Annotated in this window: 17 protein-coding genes; 8 read left to right on the top strand and 9 right to left on the bottom strand. The window is 64.8% G+C overall.

Annotated features, from left to right (window positions below; all coding sequences use genetic code 11):
- The first annotated feature begins 36 nt into the window (after window positions 1-36).
- Both SP5_RS14600 and SP5_RS14595 read left to right on the top strand, forming a co-directional pair.
- On the top strand, window positions 37-1,011 hold the full coding sequence (locus tag SP5_RS14600) for a quinone oxidoreductase family protein (protein ID WP_042490102.1): 975 nt from the start codon (window positions 37-39) through the stop codon (window positions 1,009-1,011).
- Between the two features lie 156 nt (window positions 1,012-1,167).
- On the top strand, window positions 1,168-1,785 hold the full coding sequence (locus SP5_RS14595) for a peptidylprolyl isomerase (protein ID WP_042490099.1): 618 nt from the start codon (window positions 1,168-1,170) through the stop codon (window positions 1,783-1,785).
- An 18-nt stretch (window positions 1,786-1,803) separates the two neighbouring features.
- Here SP5_RS14595 and SP5_RS14590 read toward each other — a convergent pair whose 3' ends face one another.
- From SP5_RS14590 to aroQ, 8 genes are all read right to left on the bottom strand, one after another.
- Window positions 1,804-2,031, bottom strand: coding sequence for a hypothetical protein (locus SP5_RS14590; RefSeq protein ID WP_042490098.1), 228 nt, complete (start codon window positions 2,029-2,031; stop codon window positions 1,804-1,806).
- 1,148 nt (window positions 2,032-3,179) lie between these two features.
- The gene (locus tag SP5_RS14585) at window positions 3,180-3,644 is read right to left on the bottom strand and encodes a hypothetical protein (RefSeq protein WP_245613506.1); all 465 of its coding nucleotides are present in this window, start codon (window positions 3,642-3,644) and stop codon (window positions 3,180-3,182) included.
- A gap of 87 nt (window positions 3,645-3,731) precedes the next feature.
- Complete coding sequence (gene glnA, locus SP5_RS14580; protein WP_042490094.1) at window positions 3,732-5,144, bottom strand: type I glutamate--ammonia ligase; 1,413 nt, start codon at window positions 5,142-5,144, stop codon at window positions 3,732-3,734.
- Between the two features lie 105 nt (window positions 5,145-5,249).
- Window positions 5,250-5,588 (bottom strand): P-II family nitrogen regulator, encoded by a 339-nt coding sequence (locus tag SP5_RS14575; protein ID WP_007405799.1) that lies wholly within the window; start codon window positions 5,586-5,588, stop codon window positions 5,250-5,252.
- 160 nt (window positions 5,589-5,748) lie between these two features.
- On the bottom strand, window positions 5,749-6,084 hold the full coding sequence (locus SP5_RS14570) for an ArsC/Spx/MgsR family protein (protein ID WP_042490092.1): 336 nt from the start codon (window positions 6,082-6,084) through the stop codon (window positions 5,749-5,751).
- 135 nt (window positions 6,085-6,219) lie between these two features.
- Window positions 6,220-7,572, bottom strand: coding sequence for an acetyl-CoA carboxylase biotin carboxylase subunit (gene accC / locus SP5_RS14565; protein WP_042490090.1), 1,353 nt, complete (start codon window positions 7,570-7,572; stop codon window positions 6,220-6,222).
- 6 nt (window positions 7,573-7,578) lie between these two features.
- On the bottom strand, window positions 7,579-8,067 hold the full coding sequence (gene accB / locus SP5_RS14560; RefSeq protein WP_042490089.1) for an acetyl-CoA carboxylase biotin carboxyl carrier protein: 489 nt from the start codon (window positions 8,065-8,067) through the stop codon (window positions 7,579-7,581).
- A 14-nt stretch (window positions 8,068-8,081) separates the two neighbouring features.
- Entirely contained in the window at window positions 8,082-8,516 is a 435-nt protein-coding gene (gene aroQ / locus SP5_RS14555; RefSeq protein ID WP_042490087.1) for a type II 3-dehydroquinate dehydratase, read from the bottom strand.
- Window positions 8,517-8,629: 113 nt separating this feature from the next.
- Between aroQ and thiS the strand changes: the two genes are divergently transcribed.
- Both thiS and SP5_RS14545 read left to right on the top strand, forming a co-directional pair.
- Window positions 8,630-9,652 (top strand): sulfur carrier protein ThiS, encoded by a 1,023-nt coding sequence (thiS, locus tag SP5_RS14550; RefSeq protein ID WP_084220705.1) that lies wholly within the window; start codon window positions 8,630-8,632, stop codon window positions 9,650-9,652.
- 91 nt (window positions 9,653-9,743) lie between these two features.
- A complete protein-coding gene (locus tag SP5_RS14545) occupies window positions 9,744-9,926 on the top strand; it encodes a CsbD family protein (RefSeq protein ID WP_042490204.1) in 183 nt (60 codons plus the stop codon).
- 236 nt (window positions 9,927-10,162) lie between these two features.
- Here the strand turns inward: SP5_RS14545 and SP5_RS14540 are convergent, their stop codons facing one another.
- Complete coding sequence (locus tag SP5_RS14540) at window positions 10,163-11,812, bottom strand: thiamine pyrophosphate-binding protein (protein ID WP_174435556.1); 1,650 nt, start codon at window positions 11,810-11,812, stop codon at window positions 10,163-10,165.
- Window positions 11,813-11,912: 100 nt separating this feature from the next.
- Between SP5_RS14540 and SP5_RS14535 the strand changes: the two genes are divergently transcribed.
- The 4 genes from SP5_RS14535 (at window position 11,913) to SP5_RS14520 (ending at window position 14,989) form a co-directional block, all read left to right on the top strand.
- Window positions 11,913-12,614, top strand: a complete 702-nt coding sequence (locus tag SP5_RS14535) for a CoA transferase subunit A (protein WP_042490085.1) — start codon at window positions 11,913-11,915, stop codon at window positions 12,612-12,614.
- 298 nt (window positions 12,615-12,912) lie between these two features.
- On the top strand, window positions 12,913-13,665 hold the full coding sequence (locus SP5_RS14530) for an HAD family acid phosphatase (protein WP_245613505.1): 753 nt from the start codon (window positions 12,913-12,915) through the stop codon (window positions 13,663-13,665).
- Window positions 13,665-14,300, top strand: coding sequence for a CoA transferase subunit B (locus tag SP5_RS14525; protein WP_042490199.1), 636 nt, complete (start codon window positions 13,665-13,667; stop codon window positions 14,298-14,300). The genes SP5_RS14530 and SP5_RS14525 overlap by 1 nt, the downstream gene beginning before the upstream one ends.
- Window positions 14,300-14,989, top strand: a complete 690-nt coding sequence (locus SP5_RS14520; protein ID WP_042490083.1) for a glutathione S-transferase family protein — start codon at window positions 14,300-14,302, stop codon at window positions 14,987-14,989. Before SP5_RS14525 ends, SP5_RS14520 begins: the two co-directional genes overlap by 1 nt.
- Window positions 14,990-15,135 lie beyond the last annotated feature (146 nt).

Raw genomic sequence — 15,135 nt, 5'->3', positions numbered from 1 at the left:
CGTTGCCCCGCGCGAATGAGAACAGGAGTGAGCGCCATGGAAAAGACCGCGTATATCGACCGGACCGGCGGGCCGGAGGTCATCCAGTGGCGTGACGAGCAACTGCTCCCGCCCGCCAAAGGCGAGGTGCGGATGCGCCACCATGCGGTCGGGCTGAACTATATCGATACCTATCACCGCAGCGGCCTGTACCCGATCGAGCTGCCGGGCAAGCTGGGCTCCGAAGCGGCGGGCGTTGTCGAGGCGGTGGGTGAGGGCGTCACCGACTTTGAGGTCGGCGACCGGGTCGGCGTGTTCGGCCCGGCGCGCGGCGCCTATGCCACGGCGCGCAACGTCGCGGTCGATTTGCTGGTGCCGTTGCCGGACAGCGTCGACGACCGGACGGCGGCGGCGATCCTGCTGAAGGGCGCGACGACCGCCTTCCTGATCGAGGAGTGCGCGAAGGTGCAACCCGGCTGGACCGTGCTGATTCATGCGGCGGCGGGCGGGGTCGGGCATCTCGCAGTCGGTTGGCTGAAGGCGATCGGCGCGACCGTGATCGCCACCGTCGGGTCCGAGGCGAAGGCGGACAAGGCCCGCGCGGCGGGTGCCGATCACGTCATCCTCAACCGGCAGGAAGACGTCGCTGCCCGCGTGCGCGAGATCACCGGCGGTGCGGGCGTGCCCGTCGTGCTGGACGGCGTCGGCAAGGCGACCTGGGAAGCCTCGCTGGACAGCACGGCAAGGCGCGGGCTGGTGGTCAGCTTCGGCAATGCCTCGGGAGCGGTGGACGGCGTCAATCTGGGCATCCTGGCTGCGAAGGGCTCGCTGTTCGTGACCCGGCCGACGCTGTTCGACTATGCCGTCACGCCGCAGGAGAAGCGCAGCCTGATGGCGCGCGTCTTCGCGATGCTGGAGAAGGGCGCGATCACGCCGGAGATCGGCCAGAGTTTCGCATTGACCGACGTTGCGGAGGCGCACCGCGCGATCGAGGCGGGGGACACCGTGGGGAGTACCGTTCTCATTCCGTGAGGTCATGGCGTGGCCTTCGACTTCGCTCAGGCGGAACGGCGGTGGTCGGCTGATTCCCCAACCCCGTTCAGGCTGAGCGAAGTCGAAGCCCAAGGGATTCACCCCGTCCCAAAACCCCGTCAAACCTGCCGCCAAAATCCGCACCCGGAGACTCAGATGATCGCGCTCCTGCCCCTCGCCCTGCTCGTTGCCCAGACCGCCCCTGCGACCCCGCCCGCACCGACGACGAGCGAGGCGCCCAAACCCGTCATGGTCCGCATCGCGATGCAGACCAGCCTCGGACCCGTCGTGATCGACCTCGACCGGACCCATGCGCCGATCACCACCGCCAATTTCCTGCGCTATGTCGACCAGCACCGGCTGGACGGCGTGACCTTCTACCGGACCGTCCGCGTCGCGCCGGATTTCGGTTTCGTCCAGTTCGGTATCCAGAACGAGCCCAAGCGCATCCTGCCCCCGATCGCGCATGAGCCGACGACGAAGACCGGCATCAAGCATACCGACGGCACCATCTCGATTGCGCGGCTGGCCCCCGGATCGGCGCGCGGCGACTTCACCATCATGGTCGGCGACCAGCCCTCGCTCGACGCCGATCCGTCCAAGCCGGGCGACAATCTGGGCTATGCCGCCTTCGGCCATGTGGTCGAGGGGATGGACGTGATCCACAAGATCCTCGACCAGCCCGCCGACCCCGCCAAGGGGCCGTTCAAGGGCGAGATGCTGGCCGCGCCGGTAAAGATCCTGTCGGCCAAGCGGGTGGCGGGGGCGAACTGAACGCCAGAGCATTCGAGCCTATGGGGCGGCGCGGACATGCCCGTCATCGGTCAGTTGCAACTTGACGGGCGGTTCCGACAACAGATTGAGCGTGATCGTCGCGCCATCGGGAGAGACGGTCGCGGGGGGATCGCCCCATTGCTCCGTTCCCAGGCCGCTGTTGACCATCCGCGCATAGCGTTCGGTCCGTGAACGGGTGTCGAGGACGCGGAACCATGTCTCGCCGCCCGCCTGGCATCGCCCCAAAGCTTGCGGTTTGAAGGGATAGGTGTCGGATAGGACGATTAAGCTGCCATGCCGGGCGAGCAGCTTGACGACACGCGGGTCGTCCTGGGCACCTTGCTTTCATCGACTTTGCCAGGAACGGCAGCGCCACCCGGAAGAGACAGCCTATCGTCGCGTTTGGAGGCGCTCGGAGTAACGGCCGCCGATGGAGTCGCTGGGGCAGCACCGTTCTGACGGCCGGTGGAAACCGAAACCGCATTGGCCTCCGATTCCGATGTGCCACACGCGCTGACGATCGCCAGGCACGGCGCAAGAAACAGCTTGAGCATGTTAGCGAACGAGTCGATTCGCATAGCAGACTCCTGAATATCGATAACGGTCGACGCCCCGACGAGGTGGCTGGTTCAGCCGCGCGCCATCACGTGCTGGCAACTGTTGAAGCGTCCGCCCTTGATTGGCTGCATCCGTCATGTCCCAGCCTATGTTGCCCGTACCGGGGGCGCAAAGCATGTCAGGGTTTCTGATCGAGCTATTGCCATCCCAACGATGACAGGCTCCCCCCATTCCATCGTGCGACGGCCTCCAGCGTGAGCTGTCGAGCCGCATAGCTGCGTCCCAGCTGGTTCAGATAGCGAACGGCTTCGTTGCGTTTGGCGGCGAACAAATCCGATCCGCCCTCCAGATTGCGTTTCCAGCCTCAGAACGGCAGGCAGGTCGGTAGGGGGTTGGTAAGCGGGGTAATTCTGTAACCCCCATCAAATAATATTACAGGTTCGTGACGGCTGATGAAATGGCATTTATGTGTTTCGTGAAGAATGATGGGGAGGGCATCAGCTCTTCCGGCATTTGTCGCCAAAAAAAGAAAGTATTTTGGCTTCAGTCGGATTCGCGCCGATGATTATGATATTTTGATTACCTGCCTGGGCGGTTACGTCTTGGATTTGCCTTGGAGCGCGATATAGATTTTATGATCGCCATCGACCTTTCGTAAGTGAAGTTACTCATTGGAGGGTGCCGAAGCGTCCTATGGGCCAACAGGCTCCAATGCTGCCGGGTAGCTGGAAATAGAAGCGATTGCGGCAAGCCAAATCAACATGACCTTGGTACTTCCCTTTTGTCATCGGCGCGGTCTGTGATCACTCGGCGCACCGCGCGATCCACACCGCCGCTCAGGCTTCGGTTCGACAGGTCGTCTTGAGACCTTTGACCCAGATCGTCGCCTTTTCGCCAGCCGCTATCGGCGTGATGACCCTGTTGCCCTTCCACAGGAATCGGAAGTTCATCGGGCCGACCAGTTTGCAGATCGCGCCCTTGCCATCTGGCCCACACATGTCTTCGGCTCGGCGATAGTCATCCACGGTTGCGGGTTCGATGGGGGTGACGCTGACGCCCGTGGCGGCGGTGCCGCCTAAGAAGAAGCGCTGTCCAAAGTTCATCGCATTGATGGTCCATTCGGTACGACCATCGGGGGCTGCCGGCTTGTCGACGCCGATATTGACCGCCAGCCTTGCACAGAAATCCAGCTTCTTGAGGGCGGTTTCGGGCGGCAGTGTCGCGCCGGTCAAGGCTACCCATCCCAGTCCCGCCACTATGATCTTCGACATCGGTCTATGCTGTCCCAGTTTGCGAACCATCTTCCCGGGCGGGTATTGGTCATTCAAGCAAAAAAGAAAGGGGCCTTGCGGCCCCTTTCCCCGTAGTGACATCGTGCAGGGGCTGGATCAGCCGCTGTAGTACATGTCGTATTCGACCGGGCTGGGGGTCATTTCCCAGCGCATCACTTCGTGCATCTTCAGCTCGATATAGCTCTCGATCTGGTCCTTAGTGAACACGTCGCCCTTCAGCAGGAAGTCGTGGTCGGCGGCCAGCGAGTCGAGCGCTTCGCGCAAGCTACCGGCGACGGTCGGGACCTGGGCCAGTTCGGCGGGCGGCAGGTCGTACAGGTTCTTGTCCATCGCTTCGCCCGGATGGATCTTGTTCTGGATGCCGTCCAGACCCGCCATCAGCAGTGCCGCATAGGCAAGGTACGGGTTGGCCAGCGCGTCGGGGAAGCGCACTTCGACGCGCTTCGACTTCGGGCCGGTGCCGTACGGGATGCGGCACGAGGCCGAGCGGTTGCGCGCCGAATAGGCGAGCAGCACCGGCGCTTCATAACCCGGCACCAGGCGCTTGTAGCTGTTGGTGGTCGGGTTGGTGAAGGCGTTCAGCGCCTTGGCATGCTTGATGACGCCGCCGATGAAGTACAGGCAGGTTTCCGAGAGCCCTGCATAGCCGTTGCCGGCGAACAGCGGGGTCTTGCCTTCCCAGATCGAGAAGTGGGTGTGCATGCCCGAGCCGTTATCTTCCTTGATCGGCTTGGGCATGAAGGTCGCGGTCTTGCCGTAAGCCTGCGCGACCTGATGCACGACATACTTATAGATCTGCATGCGGTCGGCGGTCTGGGTCAGCGTGCCGAAGGTCATGCCCAGCTCGTGCTGCGCGGCGGCGACCTCGTGGTGGTGCTTGTCGCAGGGCAGGCCCATTTCGAGCATGGTCGAGACCATCTCGCCACGGATGTCGACGGCCGAGTCGACCGGCGCGACGGGGAAATAGCCGCCCTTGGCGCGCGGACGGTGGCCGAGATTGCCGCCCTCATATTCGCGGCCGGTGTTGGTCGGCAGCTCGATATCGTCGATCTTGAAGTAGGACGACGCATAGTTCGTGTCGAACTGCACATTGTCGAACATGAAGAACTCGGCTTCCGGACCGACATAGACGGTGTCGCCGATGCCGGTGGTCTTCACGAACGCCTCGGCGCGCTTGGCGGTCGAGCGCGGATCGCGGGCGTAGAGTTCGCCGGTCGACGGCTCGACGATGTCGCAGAACACGATCAGCATCGGGGTCGCCGAGAACGGATCGGTGTACACCGCGTCGAGGTCGGGCTTCAGGACCATGTCCGACTCGTTGATGGCCTTCCAGCCCTCGATCGACGAACCGTCGAACATCAGGCCGTCGGTCAGCTCATCCTCACCCAGGATCGAGGCGACCATGGTCAGGTGCTGCCACTTGCCCTTGGGATCGGTGAAACGCAGGTCGACCCACTCGATCTCTTCGTCCTTGATCTGCTTCAGGATGTCGCTGGCCGTATTCGCCATGTGTCATTCTCTCTCTGCTTGCCCGTCCCCGGCGACAGGCCAGGGGCGGTGATACGGTTTTAGTCGGGCCGGATGTCAGCCCGGTACGGGTAAATCAGGGTTGCGTCAGATCGCCGCGTCGTCGCGTTCGCCGGTGCGGATGCGGAGCGCCGTCTCGACCGGGATCACGAAGATCTTGCCGTCGCCGATGCGGCCGGTCTGCGCGGCGGCGGCGATCGCCTCCACCACGCGTTCGGCCAGGCCGTCCTCGACGACCACTTCCAGCTTCACCTTCGGCAGGAAGTCGACGACATATTCGGCACCGCGATAGAGCTCGGTATGGCCCTTCTGGCGGCCGAAGCCCTTCGCCTCGGTGACGGTGATGCCGGACACGCCGATTTCATGCAGCGCCTCCTTCACCTCATCGAGCTTGAACGGCTTGATGATCGCCTCAATCTTTTTCACGAGCCTGACTGCCCCCGATGTTGTTCGAACCCTCGCCCGACCCTGCGCGTAGCAGGGATCGTGCCAACTGCCTTTCCCTCGTGAGAGGGTAAGAAATCGATCATGATTGCGCCTGAAAAGCGGGCATGATGCCATGCGCTGCTCAAATTATGGGCAGCGTTCACAGGATGCCCCGCACGGCTTCCGGCGGACGGCCGATCACGACGCCCTTGGCCGTCTCCACCAAGGGCCGCTCGATCAGAATGGGGTTGGCGGCCATGGCGGCGAGGATCGTGGCATCGTCGGCGTCGGCCAGTGCCTTCGCTTCGGCCTCCGCCTTGCGCAGCCCGTCGCGCGGCGACAGCCCGGCCTTGGCGTACAGGCGACGCAGTTCGTCGGCGGCGGGTGGGATCTTCAGATAATTGACGATCGTCACGTCCGCACCGGCTTCGTTCAGCAGGGCCAGCGTCTCGCGCGACTTGGAGCAGCGCGGGTTGTGGAGGATCATCGCCTTCATCGCTGACGCTTGTGCCACGCTCGCCGGGCTTTGTGGAGAGCGAATGCAGCCCGCACCGCACAAAAAGGCCCCCTTCCGTCCGGAAGAGGGCCTCAAATTTTTCTTCCCCTGCAAGGGGAGGAACCAGCAGGGGACTTACCCCTCCTGCTTGGCCAGCCATTCCTCCAGCCACTTGATCGTATAGTCGCCCTTCTGGAACTCGGGATCGTCCAGCAGCGCCTTGTGCAGCGGGATGGTGGTCTTCATGCCCTCGATCACGAACTCGTTGAGCGCGCGACGCAGACGACGCAGCGCGCCTTCGCGGGTCGTGCCATAGACGATCAGCTTGGCGATCATGCTGTCGTAATAAGGCGGGACCTTATAGCCCTGGTACAGCCCGCTATCGACGCGGACGTGCATGCCGCCTGGCGCGTGATACATCTTCACCGTGCCCGGCGAGGGGGCGAAGGTGCGCGGATCTTCCGCATTGATGCGGCACTCGATCGCGTGACCCCGGAACTGCACGTCCTGCTGGCGCAGGGTCAGCGGATGACCCTCGGCGACGCGGATCTGTTCGCGCACCAGGTCCAGGCCGGTGATCATCTCGGTGACGGGATGCTCGACCTGCAGGCGGGTGTTCATTTCGATGAAATAGAACTCGCCGTCTTCCCACAGGAACTCGATCGTGCCCGCGCCGCGATAGCCCATATCGGCCATCGCCTTGGCGACCACGCCGCCCATGCGCGCGCGCTCCTCGGCCGTGATGATCGGCGAGGGGGCTTCCTCCAGCACCTTCTGGTGACGGCGCTGGAGCGAGCAGTCGCGCTCGCCCAGATGGATCGCCTGGCCGTTGCCGTCGCCGAACACCTGGAATTCGATATGCCGGGGATTGCCCAGATATTTTTCCATGTAGACGGTGGCGTCACCGAACGCGGCCTTGGCCTCGGACCCCGCCTGCTGCATCAGCGTTTCGAGCTGGTCTTCCGACGGTACGACCTTCATGCCGCGACCGCCGCCGCCCGATGCCGCCTTGATGAGCACCGGATAGCCGATCTCGGCCGCGAGCGCCTTGGCCTCCTCGACATCCGAAATCGCGCCGTCCGAACCGGGGACGAGCGGCAGGCCGAGTGCGCCGGCGGTGCGCTTGGCCTCCACCTTGTCGCCCATGATGCGGATATGCTCGGGCTTCGGGCCGACGAAGATCAGGCCGTGCGCCTCGACGATCTCGGCGAACTTGGCGTTCTCCGACAGGAAGCCGTAGCCGGGGTGGATCGCGTCCGCGCCCGAAATCTCGGCGGCGGAGATGATGTTCGGGATGTTGAGATAGCTGTCGGTCGCCGCAGGCGGACCGATGCACACCGCCTGGTCGGCCAGGCGCACATGCATGGCATCGGCGTCGGCCGTGGAATGCACGGCGACGGTCTCGATCCCCATCTCGTGACAGGCGCGGTGGATGCGAAGCGCGATCTCACCACGATTGGCGATCAGGAGTTTCTTGATCTGCGCCAAGGCGGCTTACTCGACGACGACCAGGGGCTGGTCGAACTCGACCGGCTGGCCGTTCTCGACCAGGACGGCGGTCACGGTGCCCGCCTGGGTCGCGGTGATCGGGTTCATCACCTTCATGGCCTCCACGATCAGCAGCGTGTCACCGGCGGCGACCTTCTGCCCCACCGAGGCGAAGGGCTTGGCGCCCGGCTCGGCCGACAGATAGACGGTGCCGACCATCGGCGACTTCACGGCATTGGCTGACGCAGCCGGGGCCGATGCGCCGACTTCCGCTGCGGCGGGGGCGACTGGCGCGGCGGCGGCCGGCGCGGGCGCGGCCACAGGCGCTGGCGCATAGCCCATCTGGGCGACGGCCGCGGCCTTGCGCGCGACGCGGATCTTGCGGTCGCCATGCTCGACCTCAATTTCGGTCAGGGCGGTGGCGTCGAGCAGCTCGGCGAGCTGACGGACGAGGTCGACATCGACCTTCATCGCTTGTTCGGTCTTTTCGGTCATGGGACGCGCTCCTGTCAGAACCGGGCCGCGGCTTCAAGCGCGAGCAGATAGGAATGCGCGCCAAAACCCGCGATTGTGCCTTTTGCGGCACGCCCGATGAAGCTCTCATGCCGGAATGGCTCCCGTGCATGAGGGTTGGATAGGTGAACCTCGATCACCGGGGTCGTCACCGACTTGATCGCGTCATGGATCGCGATCGAGCTATGGGTGAAGCCCCCGGCGTTGAGCAGCACGGCCTTCGCCTCATAGGCCTGGGCCTCGTGCAGCCAGTCGATCAGATGGCCTTCATGGTTGGACTGGCGCATGTCGATCGTCAGATCGAGTTCGCGCGCCCGGTCCTCCAGCAGCCCCGCAATATCGTCCAGCGTGTCATGGCCATAGATATGCGGCTCACGCAGGCCGAGCAGGTTCAGGTTCGGCCCGTTGAGGACATAAACGGTCGCGGGCATCGGCACTCCCATGGTTGCGGCTCGGGATGGCCGGGCCTAGATCGAGGGCCTTCCTTAACCGCATGCCCTATCCCACGTCGAGCGGGCAGCGACTTGCATGGTAAGTGACACATATGCCCCATACCGATGGAACCGTGACGATCACCGTGAATGGCGAGCATAAGCGGGTAGTGGCGGGCCTGTCGCTGGCCGATCTGGCGAACCAGCTGGGGCTGGTGCCCGAAAAGGTGGCGGTGGAGCGCAACCTGGAGGTCGTGCCCCGTTCGACCCTGGCGCAGGTGCAGGTCGAGGATGGCGACGAGATCGAGATCGTGCATTTTGTCGGCGGCGGCGATCATGCGGCGGAGGCGATGACCGAGGCGGCGGACGATGATTCGTGGGAGGTCGCGGGGCAGCGTTTCCGTTCGCGCCTGATCGTCGGCACCGGCAAGTACAAGGACTTTGCGCAGAATGCCGCAGCGGTCGAGGCGGCGGGTGCGGAGATCGTCACGGTCGCGGTGCGCCGGGTCAACGTGTCGGACCGCAACGCGCCGATGCTGACCGATTTCATCGACCCGAAAAAGATCACCTATCTGCCCAACACGGCGGGCTGTTTCACCGCCGAGGATGCGATTCGCACGCTGCGGCTGGCGCGCGAGGCGGGCGGCTGGGAGCTGGTCAAGCTGGAGGTTCTGGGCGAGGCGAAGACGCTTTATCCGGACATGGTCGAGACGCTGCGTGCGACCGAGATCCTGGCCAAGGAAGGCTTCAAGCCCATGGTCTATTGCGTCGACGACCCCATCGCCGCCAAGCGGCTGGAGGATGTCGGGGCGGTGGCGATCATGCCGCTGGGCGCGCCGATCGGATCGGGGCTGGGCATCCAGAACAAGGTGACGATCCGCCTGATCGTCGAGGGGGCCAAGGTGCCTGTGCTGGTCGATGCGGGTGTCGGCACCGCGTCGGAAGCGGCCGTCGCCATGGAACTGGGCTGTGACGGCGTGCTGATGAACACCGCGATCGCCGAGGCCAAGGACCCTGTGCTGATGGCCCGCGCGATGAAGGCGGGCGTCGAGGCGGGGCGCATGGCCTATCGCGCCGGGCGCATGGGGATGCGCCGCTATGCCGACCCGTCGAGCCCGCTGGCGGGACTGATCTAACTTTAATTTCACGGAACTTGCCGCGTAACGAACCGTTGTGTTTCCGAGTGTTCAACGGGATTTCACGATCCCTCAGCAAATGGAGGCCATCATGGGTGAACTCACCGACAAGATCAAGGGCAACGTCAACGAGCTGGTTGGTAAGGCCAAGGAGGCCATTGGCGAGCATAACAACAATGACAAGCTCGTGGCCGAGGGCGAAGCCCAGCAGGCCAAGGGCAAGGGCGAGCAGATGAAGGGTTCGGTCAAGGGTGCCCTTGGCGACAACATCTGAACCTGCTAGTCGTTTTCTGACTAAAGCAATCAGCAACGAACTCGCCGCCCCGGTTTATACCGGGGCGGTTTTCTTTTGTTTGGATAAGGATAAATTCTGCAATCGTTTTTATGATAGCGTTATTTTGGGTCTAGCCCGCTTTATTTGAAGGCTTTTATGGTCCTGCGGTAGTGGAGCGTGGTAAGACGGGGCGCGAGTGAAGGCGTCTCTGGATTTCCTCCACCCGCGGGGAGAATTCAGCGGTTCGCGATTCGCGACAAGGTCGTGGCGGGGGTGATGACCTCGATATCGGTCTTCAGGTGCAGCAACCGTACGCCGGTCCCTGCCATCGCGCGGGACAGGGCAGGGGCGAAATCCTCGGTCCGGGTCACCACTTCGCTCCAGCAGCCATAGGCGCGCGCCAGCGCGGCAAAGTCGGGGTTGATGAGACCCGTCGCCGCCACACGACCGGGATATTCGCGCTCCTGATGCATGCGGATCGTCCCATATCCGCCATTATCGACCACGATCACCAGCATCGAGGCGCCATATTGTACGGCGGTCGCCAGTTCCTGTCCGTTCATCAGGAAGCAGCCGTCACCCGCCAGCGCGACGACCATGCGATCGGGATGCCGCAGCGCGGCGGCGGTGGCGGCGGGGACACCGTATCCCATCGCGCCGCAGGTCGGGGCAAGCTGGCACCCCGGTTCGTAGCGCCAGTAACGGTGCCACCAGCCCGAATAATTGCCCGCTCCGTTGCAGAGGATCGAATCGGCCGGGAGTGCGTCGCGCATCGCCGCGACGCATTGGCCCAGGTCCAGCGTCACGCCCTCGCGCGGGGCGGGTTCGGACCAGGCGAGATAGGCGGCATGGGCCTCCGCGCCGCTGGGGCGGGGCGTGGCGGCTTCGCTGGCGAGCAGTTCCAGCATCCCCAGTGCCTGATGGACGTCGGAACACAGCGCCAGGTCGGTGCGATAGACGCTGTGCAACTCGTCCGGGTCGGGATGGATATGGACCAGCGTCTGGCCCGGATGCTCGGGCGTGATGAGCGTATAGCCATCGGTCGTCGCCTCCCCCAGCCGTGCGCCGACGACGATCAGCAGGTCGGCCTCCTTCACCCGGGCGACCAGTGCGGGATTGGGGCCATAGCCCAGATTGCCCGCATAGACCGGGCAGGTGGCCGACACCGCATCCTGTCGCCGGAACGCTGCGACCAGCGGAATGCCCGCCGCTTCGCCCCATTGCTCGGCCAGCGCTACGGCCTCGGCATTCCAATGTGCCCCGCCGATGATGGCGACGGGCCGCTGGGCCTTCTCGATCAGGTCCTGCGCCGCCATCACGTCTTCGATGCGCACGTCCTGCGACGGCCGCTCGATCCGGGGGCGGGGAGCGCCCTCGACCATATCGCACAGCATGTCCTCGGGCAGGGCCAGCACGACCGGCCCCGGTCGCCCGCTCATCGCGGTGGCATAGGCGCGGGCGACATATTCCGGGATACGCGCGGCATCGTCGATCCGTGCGGCCCATTTGGCGAGCGGTGCGAACATCGCCTGGAAATCGACCTCTTGAAAGGCTTCGCGGTCGCGGGTGCCCCGATCGACATCGCCGATGAACAGGATCATCGGTTGCGAGTCCTGCCGCGCGACATGCACGCCGATCGCCGCATTGGTCGCCCCCGGCCCGCGCGTGACGAAGGCCACACCCGGCCGCCCGGTCAGCGTGCCGTCGGCGCACGCCATGAAGGTCACGCCGCCTTCCTGCCGACCGGTCACCAGATCGATGGCGGGCGTGTCGTGCAACGCGTCGAGCACCGCCAGGAAACTCTCGCCCGGCACGGTGAAGATACGGTCGCACCCCTGTTCGAGAAGCGCATCGACAAGCAGGCGTCCGCCGGTTTTCGTGGTCATGGACGGCAGCCTAACGCCGCTTCCCTGCAAAGCGCAAACGCTGGCTTGACCCGGCTCCGTGCCTCCGCCTAACGCTTGCGCCATCATAGGGAGGACGCCCATGCAGAAGCTCTATTCCGACGCGGCCGCCGCGCTCGACGGCCTGCTCCATGACGGCATGACGATCTGCGCCGGGGGCTTCGGCCTGTGCGGTATCCCGGAGCGGCTGATCGACGCGATCGAGGCCGCCGGGGTCAAGGACCTGACCATCGCCAGCAACAATGCCGGGATCGACGGTGTCGGCCTGGGCAAGCTGCTCCGATCGCATCAGGTGAAGAAGATGATCTCGTCCTATGTCGGCGAGAACAAGGAGTTCGAGCGGCAGTATCTGTCCGGTGAACTGGAGGTCGAGTTCTGCCCGCAGGGGACGCTCGCCGAGCGTTGCCGGGCAGGGGGGGCGGGTATCCCCGGCTTCTATACCAAGACGGGCGTCGGCACGAAGGTGGCCGAGGGCAAGGAAGTGAAGAGCTTCGACGGGGAGGATTATATCCTAGAACGCGGCATCCGCGCCGACCTGTCGATCATCAAGGGGTGGAAGGCCGACGAGGCCGGGAACCTGATCTTCCGCAAGACCGCACGCAACTTCAACCAGCCGATGGCGACGGCGGGCCGCATCTGCGTCGCCGAGGTGGAAGAGGTAGTGCCGGTGGGCAGCCTCGATCCCGACCAGATCCATCTGCCCGGCATCTATGTGAAGCGGATGATCGTCGGCGCGCCGTACGAGAAGAAGATCGAGTTTCGCACGGTGCGCGAGCGGGCTTGATTTTTGGGGGGAGGGGATGCGGAGAGCGCCAGCCCTCCCCCCGACCCCCTCCCGCCTGCGGAAGGGGGAGTGCGCTTGGCGGAGGGGGTGTTTGATGAAACGCACGAAGATTGAGCACGACGGCAGCAACGTAACCTCTCCCCTCCCGCAGGCGGGAGGGGTTGGGGGAGGGAACGCCGTTCTAAGGCTGGGCGTAGCAATTGCCACCGCCCTGACCCTATCCGGCTGCGTCGTCGCCGTCGGCAACAACGGCACGTCCACGCCTCCTCCGGCCGCCACCAACCCCAAACTCGCGGGCATGCAGTACCTCTACGGCTCGGCCGAGGCCGACGCGATCTCGCGTCAGGCCTGGAATGCGCTCGTCACCTATGCCGCCGACCGGGTACGTCGCCCGCAAGCCGACAGCGTCGTGCTGGCCCAGGGCGCGAGCCTCGAAAGCCCCCGCTTCGTGCCGTGCGCGGGCAAGCGTCCGGCGGCCGTGTTCGACGTCGACGAGACGGTCCTCCAGAATCTCGGCTTCGAGCAGGACGATCTGACCGGCCGCGCCGACCGCGACTTTCCCGGCCGCTGGCGCGCCTGGGAGCAGAGCGATGGCCATGCCGTCCTGCCCACGCCCGGCGCGGCGGCGGCGATCGCCGATCTGCGGACGATGGGCGTGACGGTGATCTTCAACACCAATCGCGACGATCCGGCGGGCGCGGCGCGCGTGATCGAGGCGGCAGGGCTTGGCCCGGCTGTCCATGGCGACACGCTGTTCGTGCGCCCCGATACAGGCAGCCGCGACAATAAGGACGCGCGACGCTGGCGGATCGCCGACCGCTATTGCGTGATCGCCATGGGCGGCGACCAGCTCGGCGATTTCAGCGACCTGTTCAACACGCCTGCCAGCGTGGCGCAGCGTCGCGCCCGCGCCGATGCCCCGCGCGTCGCGGCGCTGTGGGGCCGTGGCTGGTTCGTCTTCCCCAACCCCGTATACGGCAAGGCGCTGAAGGGCACCCCCGACGACATCTTCCCCGCCGGCCGGCGGTGGCACCCGACAGGAGAGCAATGATGGCCTGGACCCGCGACGAAATGGCCGCCCGTGCGGCCAAGGAGCTGAAGGACGGTTTCTACGTCAATCTCGGCATCGGCATCCCGACTTTGGTCGCCAACCATATCCCGCAAGGGGTGGAGGTCACGCTGCAATCCGAAAACGGGATGCTGGGCATCGGGCCGTTTCCCTATGACGACGAGGTGGATCCCGACCTCATCAACGCGGGCAAGCAGACGATCAGCGAGCTGCCGCACTCGGTCTATTTCTCGTCGGCCGACAGCTTTGCGATGATCCGGGGCGGGCATATCGACCTGACCGTGCTGGGCGCGATGGAGGTGTCCGAAGGGGGCGACATCGCCAACTGGATGATCCCCGGCAAGATGATCAAGGGCATGGGCGGCGCGATGGACCTGGTCGCGGGCGTCAAGAAGATCATTGTCGTCATGGAGCATAACGCCAAGGACGGCAGCCCGAAGTTCATCCCCGAATGCACCCTGCCGCTGACCGGACGCAATGTCGTCGACATGATCGTCACCGATCTGGCGGTGTTCCAGCGCCCCGATCACGACAGCGCCTTCCGCCTGATCGAATGCGCGCCCGGCGTCACCGCCGATGAGGTGGCGGCGAAGACGACGGCGAAGTTCGAACGCTGATGGCCTACGTCCTCGTCACGGCGAACCGGAATTATTCGAGTTGGTCGCTGCGCCCCTGGCTGCTGATGAGGGCGCTGGGGATTGCGTTCACCGACCGGATCGCGCCGTTCGAGGGGGTCGAGAATTACGAGGCGTTCCGCGCCTTTTCGCCGACCGGGCAGGTGCCGGTGCTGATCGATGGCGAGCGGACGGTGTGGGATTCGCTCGGCATCGCGCTGTATCTCGCCGAGCGGCATCCGGGAGTCTGGCCGGAGGATGAGGCGGCGCGCGCCTGGGCGATGTGTGCGGTGACGGAGATGCATGGCGGCTTCGGGGCGCTGCGGGCAGAGCGGACGATGAATGTCGGGGTGCGGGTGGACGCGAAGCCGCCATCGCCCCGGCTGGAGCGCGATGTGGCGCGGCTGGCGGAACTGTGGGGCGAGGGATTGTCGCGTTTCGGCGGGCCGTGGCTGGCGGGGGAACGTTTCTCGGCGGTGGATGCCTTTTACGCGCCGGTTGCGTTCCGGGTAAGGACGTACGGCATCGACGTTGGCGAGGCGGGGGCGGCCTGGGTCGAGACGGTGCTCGCACATCCCGCGATGCGGGATTGGGAAGCGCAGGCGCTGGCCGAGACGTGGCGGGACCCGGATCATGAGATCGAGCTGGCGGAGTGTGGTGGCGTGACCCAGGATTTTCGCGCCAAGGGGTGAGGTATGGGGCGTGACCTTCGACTACGCTCAGGCTGAACGGAGCGGGGGAATAGGTCTCCACAACCTCCGTTCAGCCTGAGCGAAGTCGAAGGCCAAGGGAATCCCTTGGCACATGACAATTTCGCCATCCCAAAGAAATAACATTG

The sequence above is a fragment of the Sphingomonas parapaucimobilis NBRC 15100 genome (genome assembly GCF_000787715.1).
GTDB lineage: Bacteria > Pseudomonadota > Alphaproteobacteria > Sphingomonadales > Sphingomonadaceae > Sphingomonas > Sphingomonas parapaucimobilis.
This window is presented reverse-complemented; position numbering and strand designations above follow the sequence as displayed.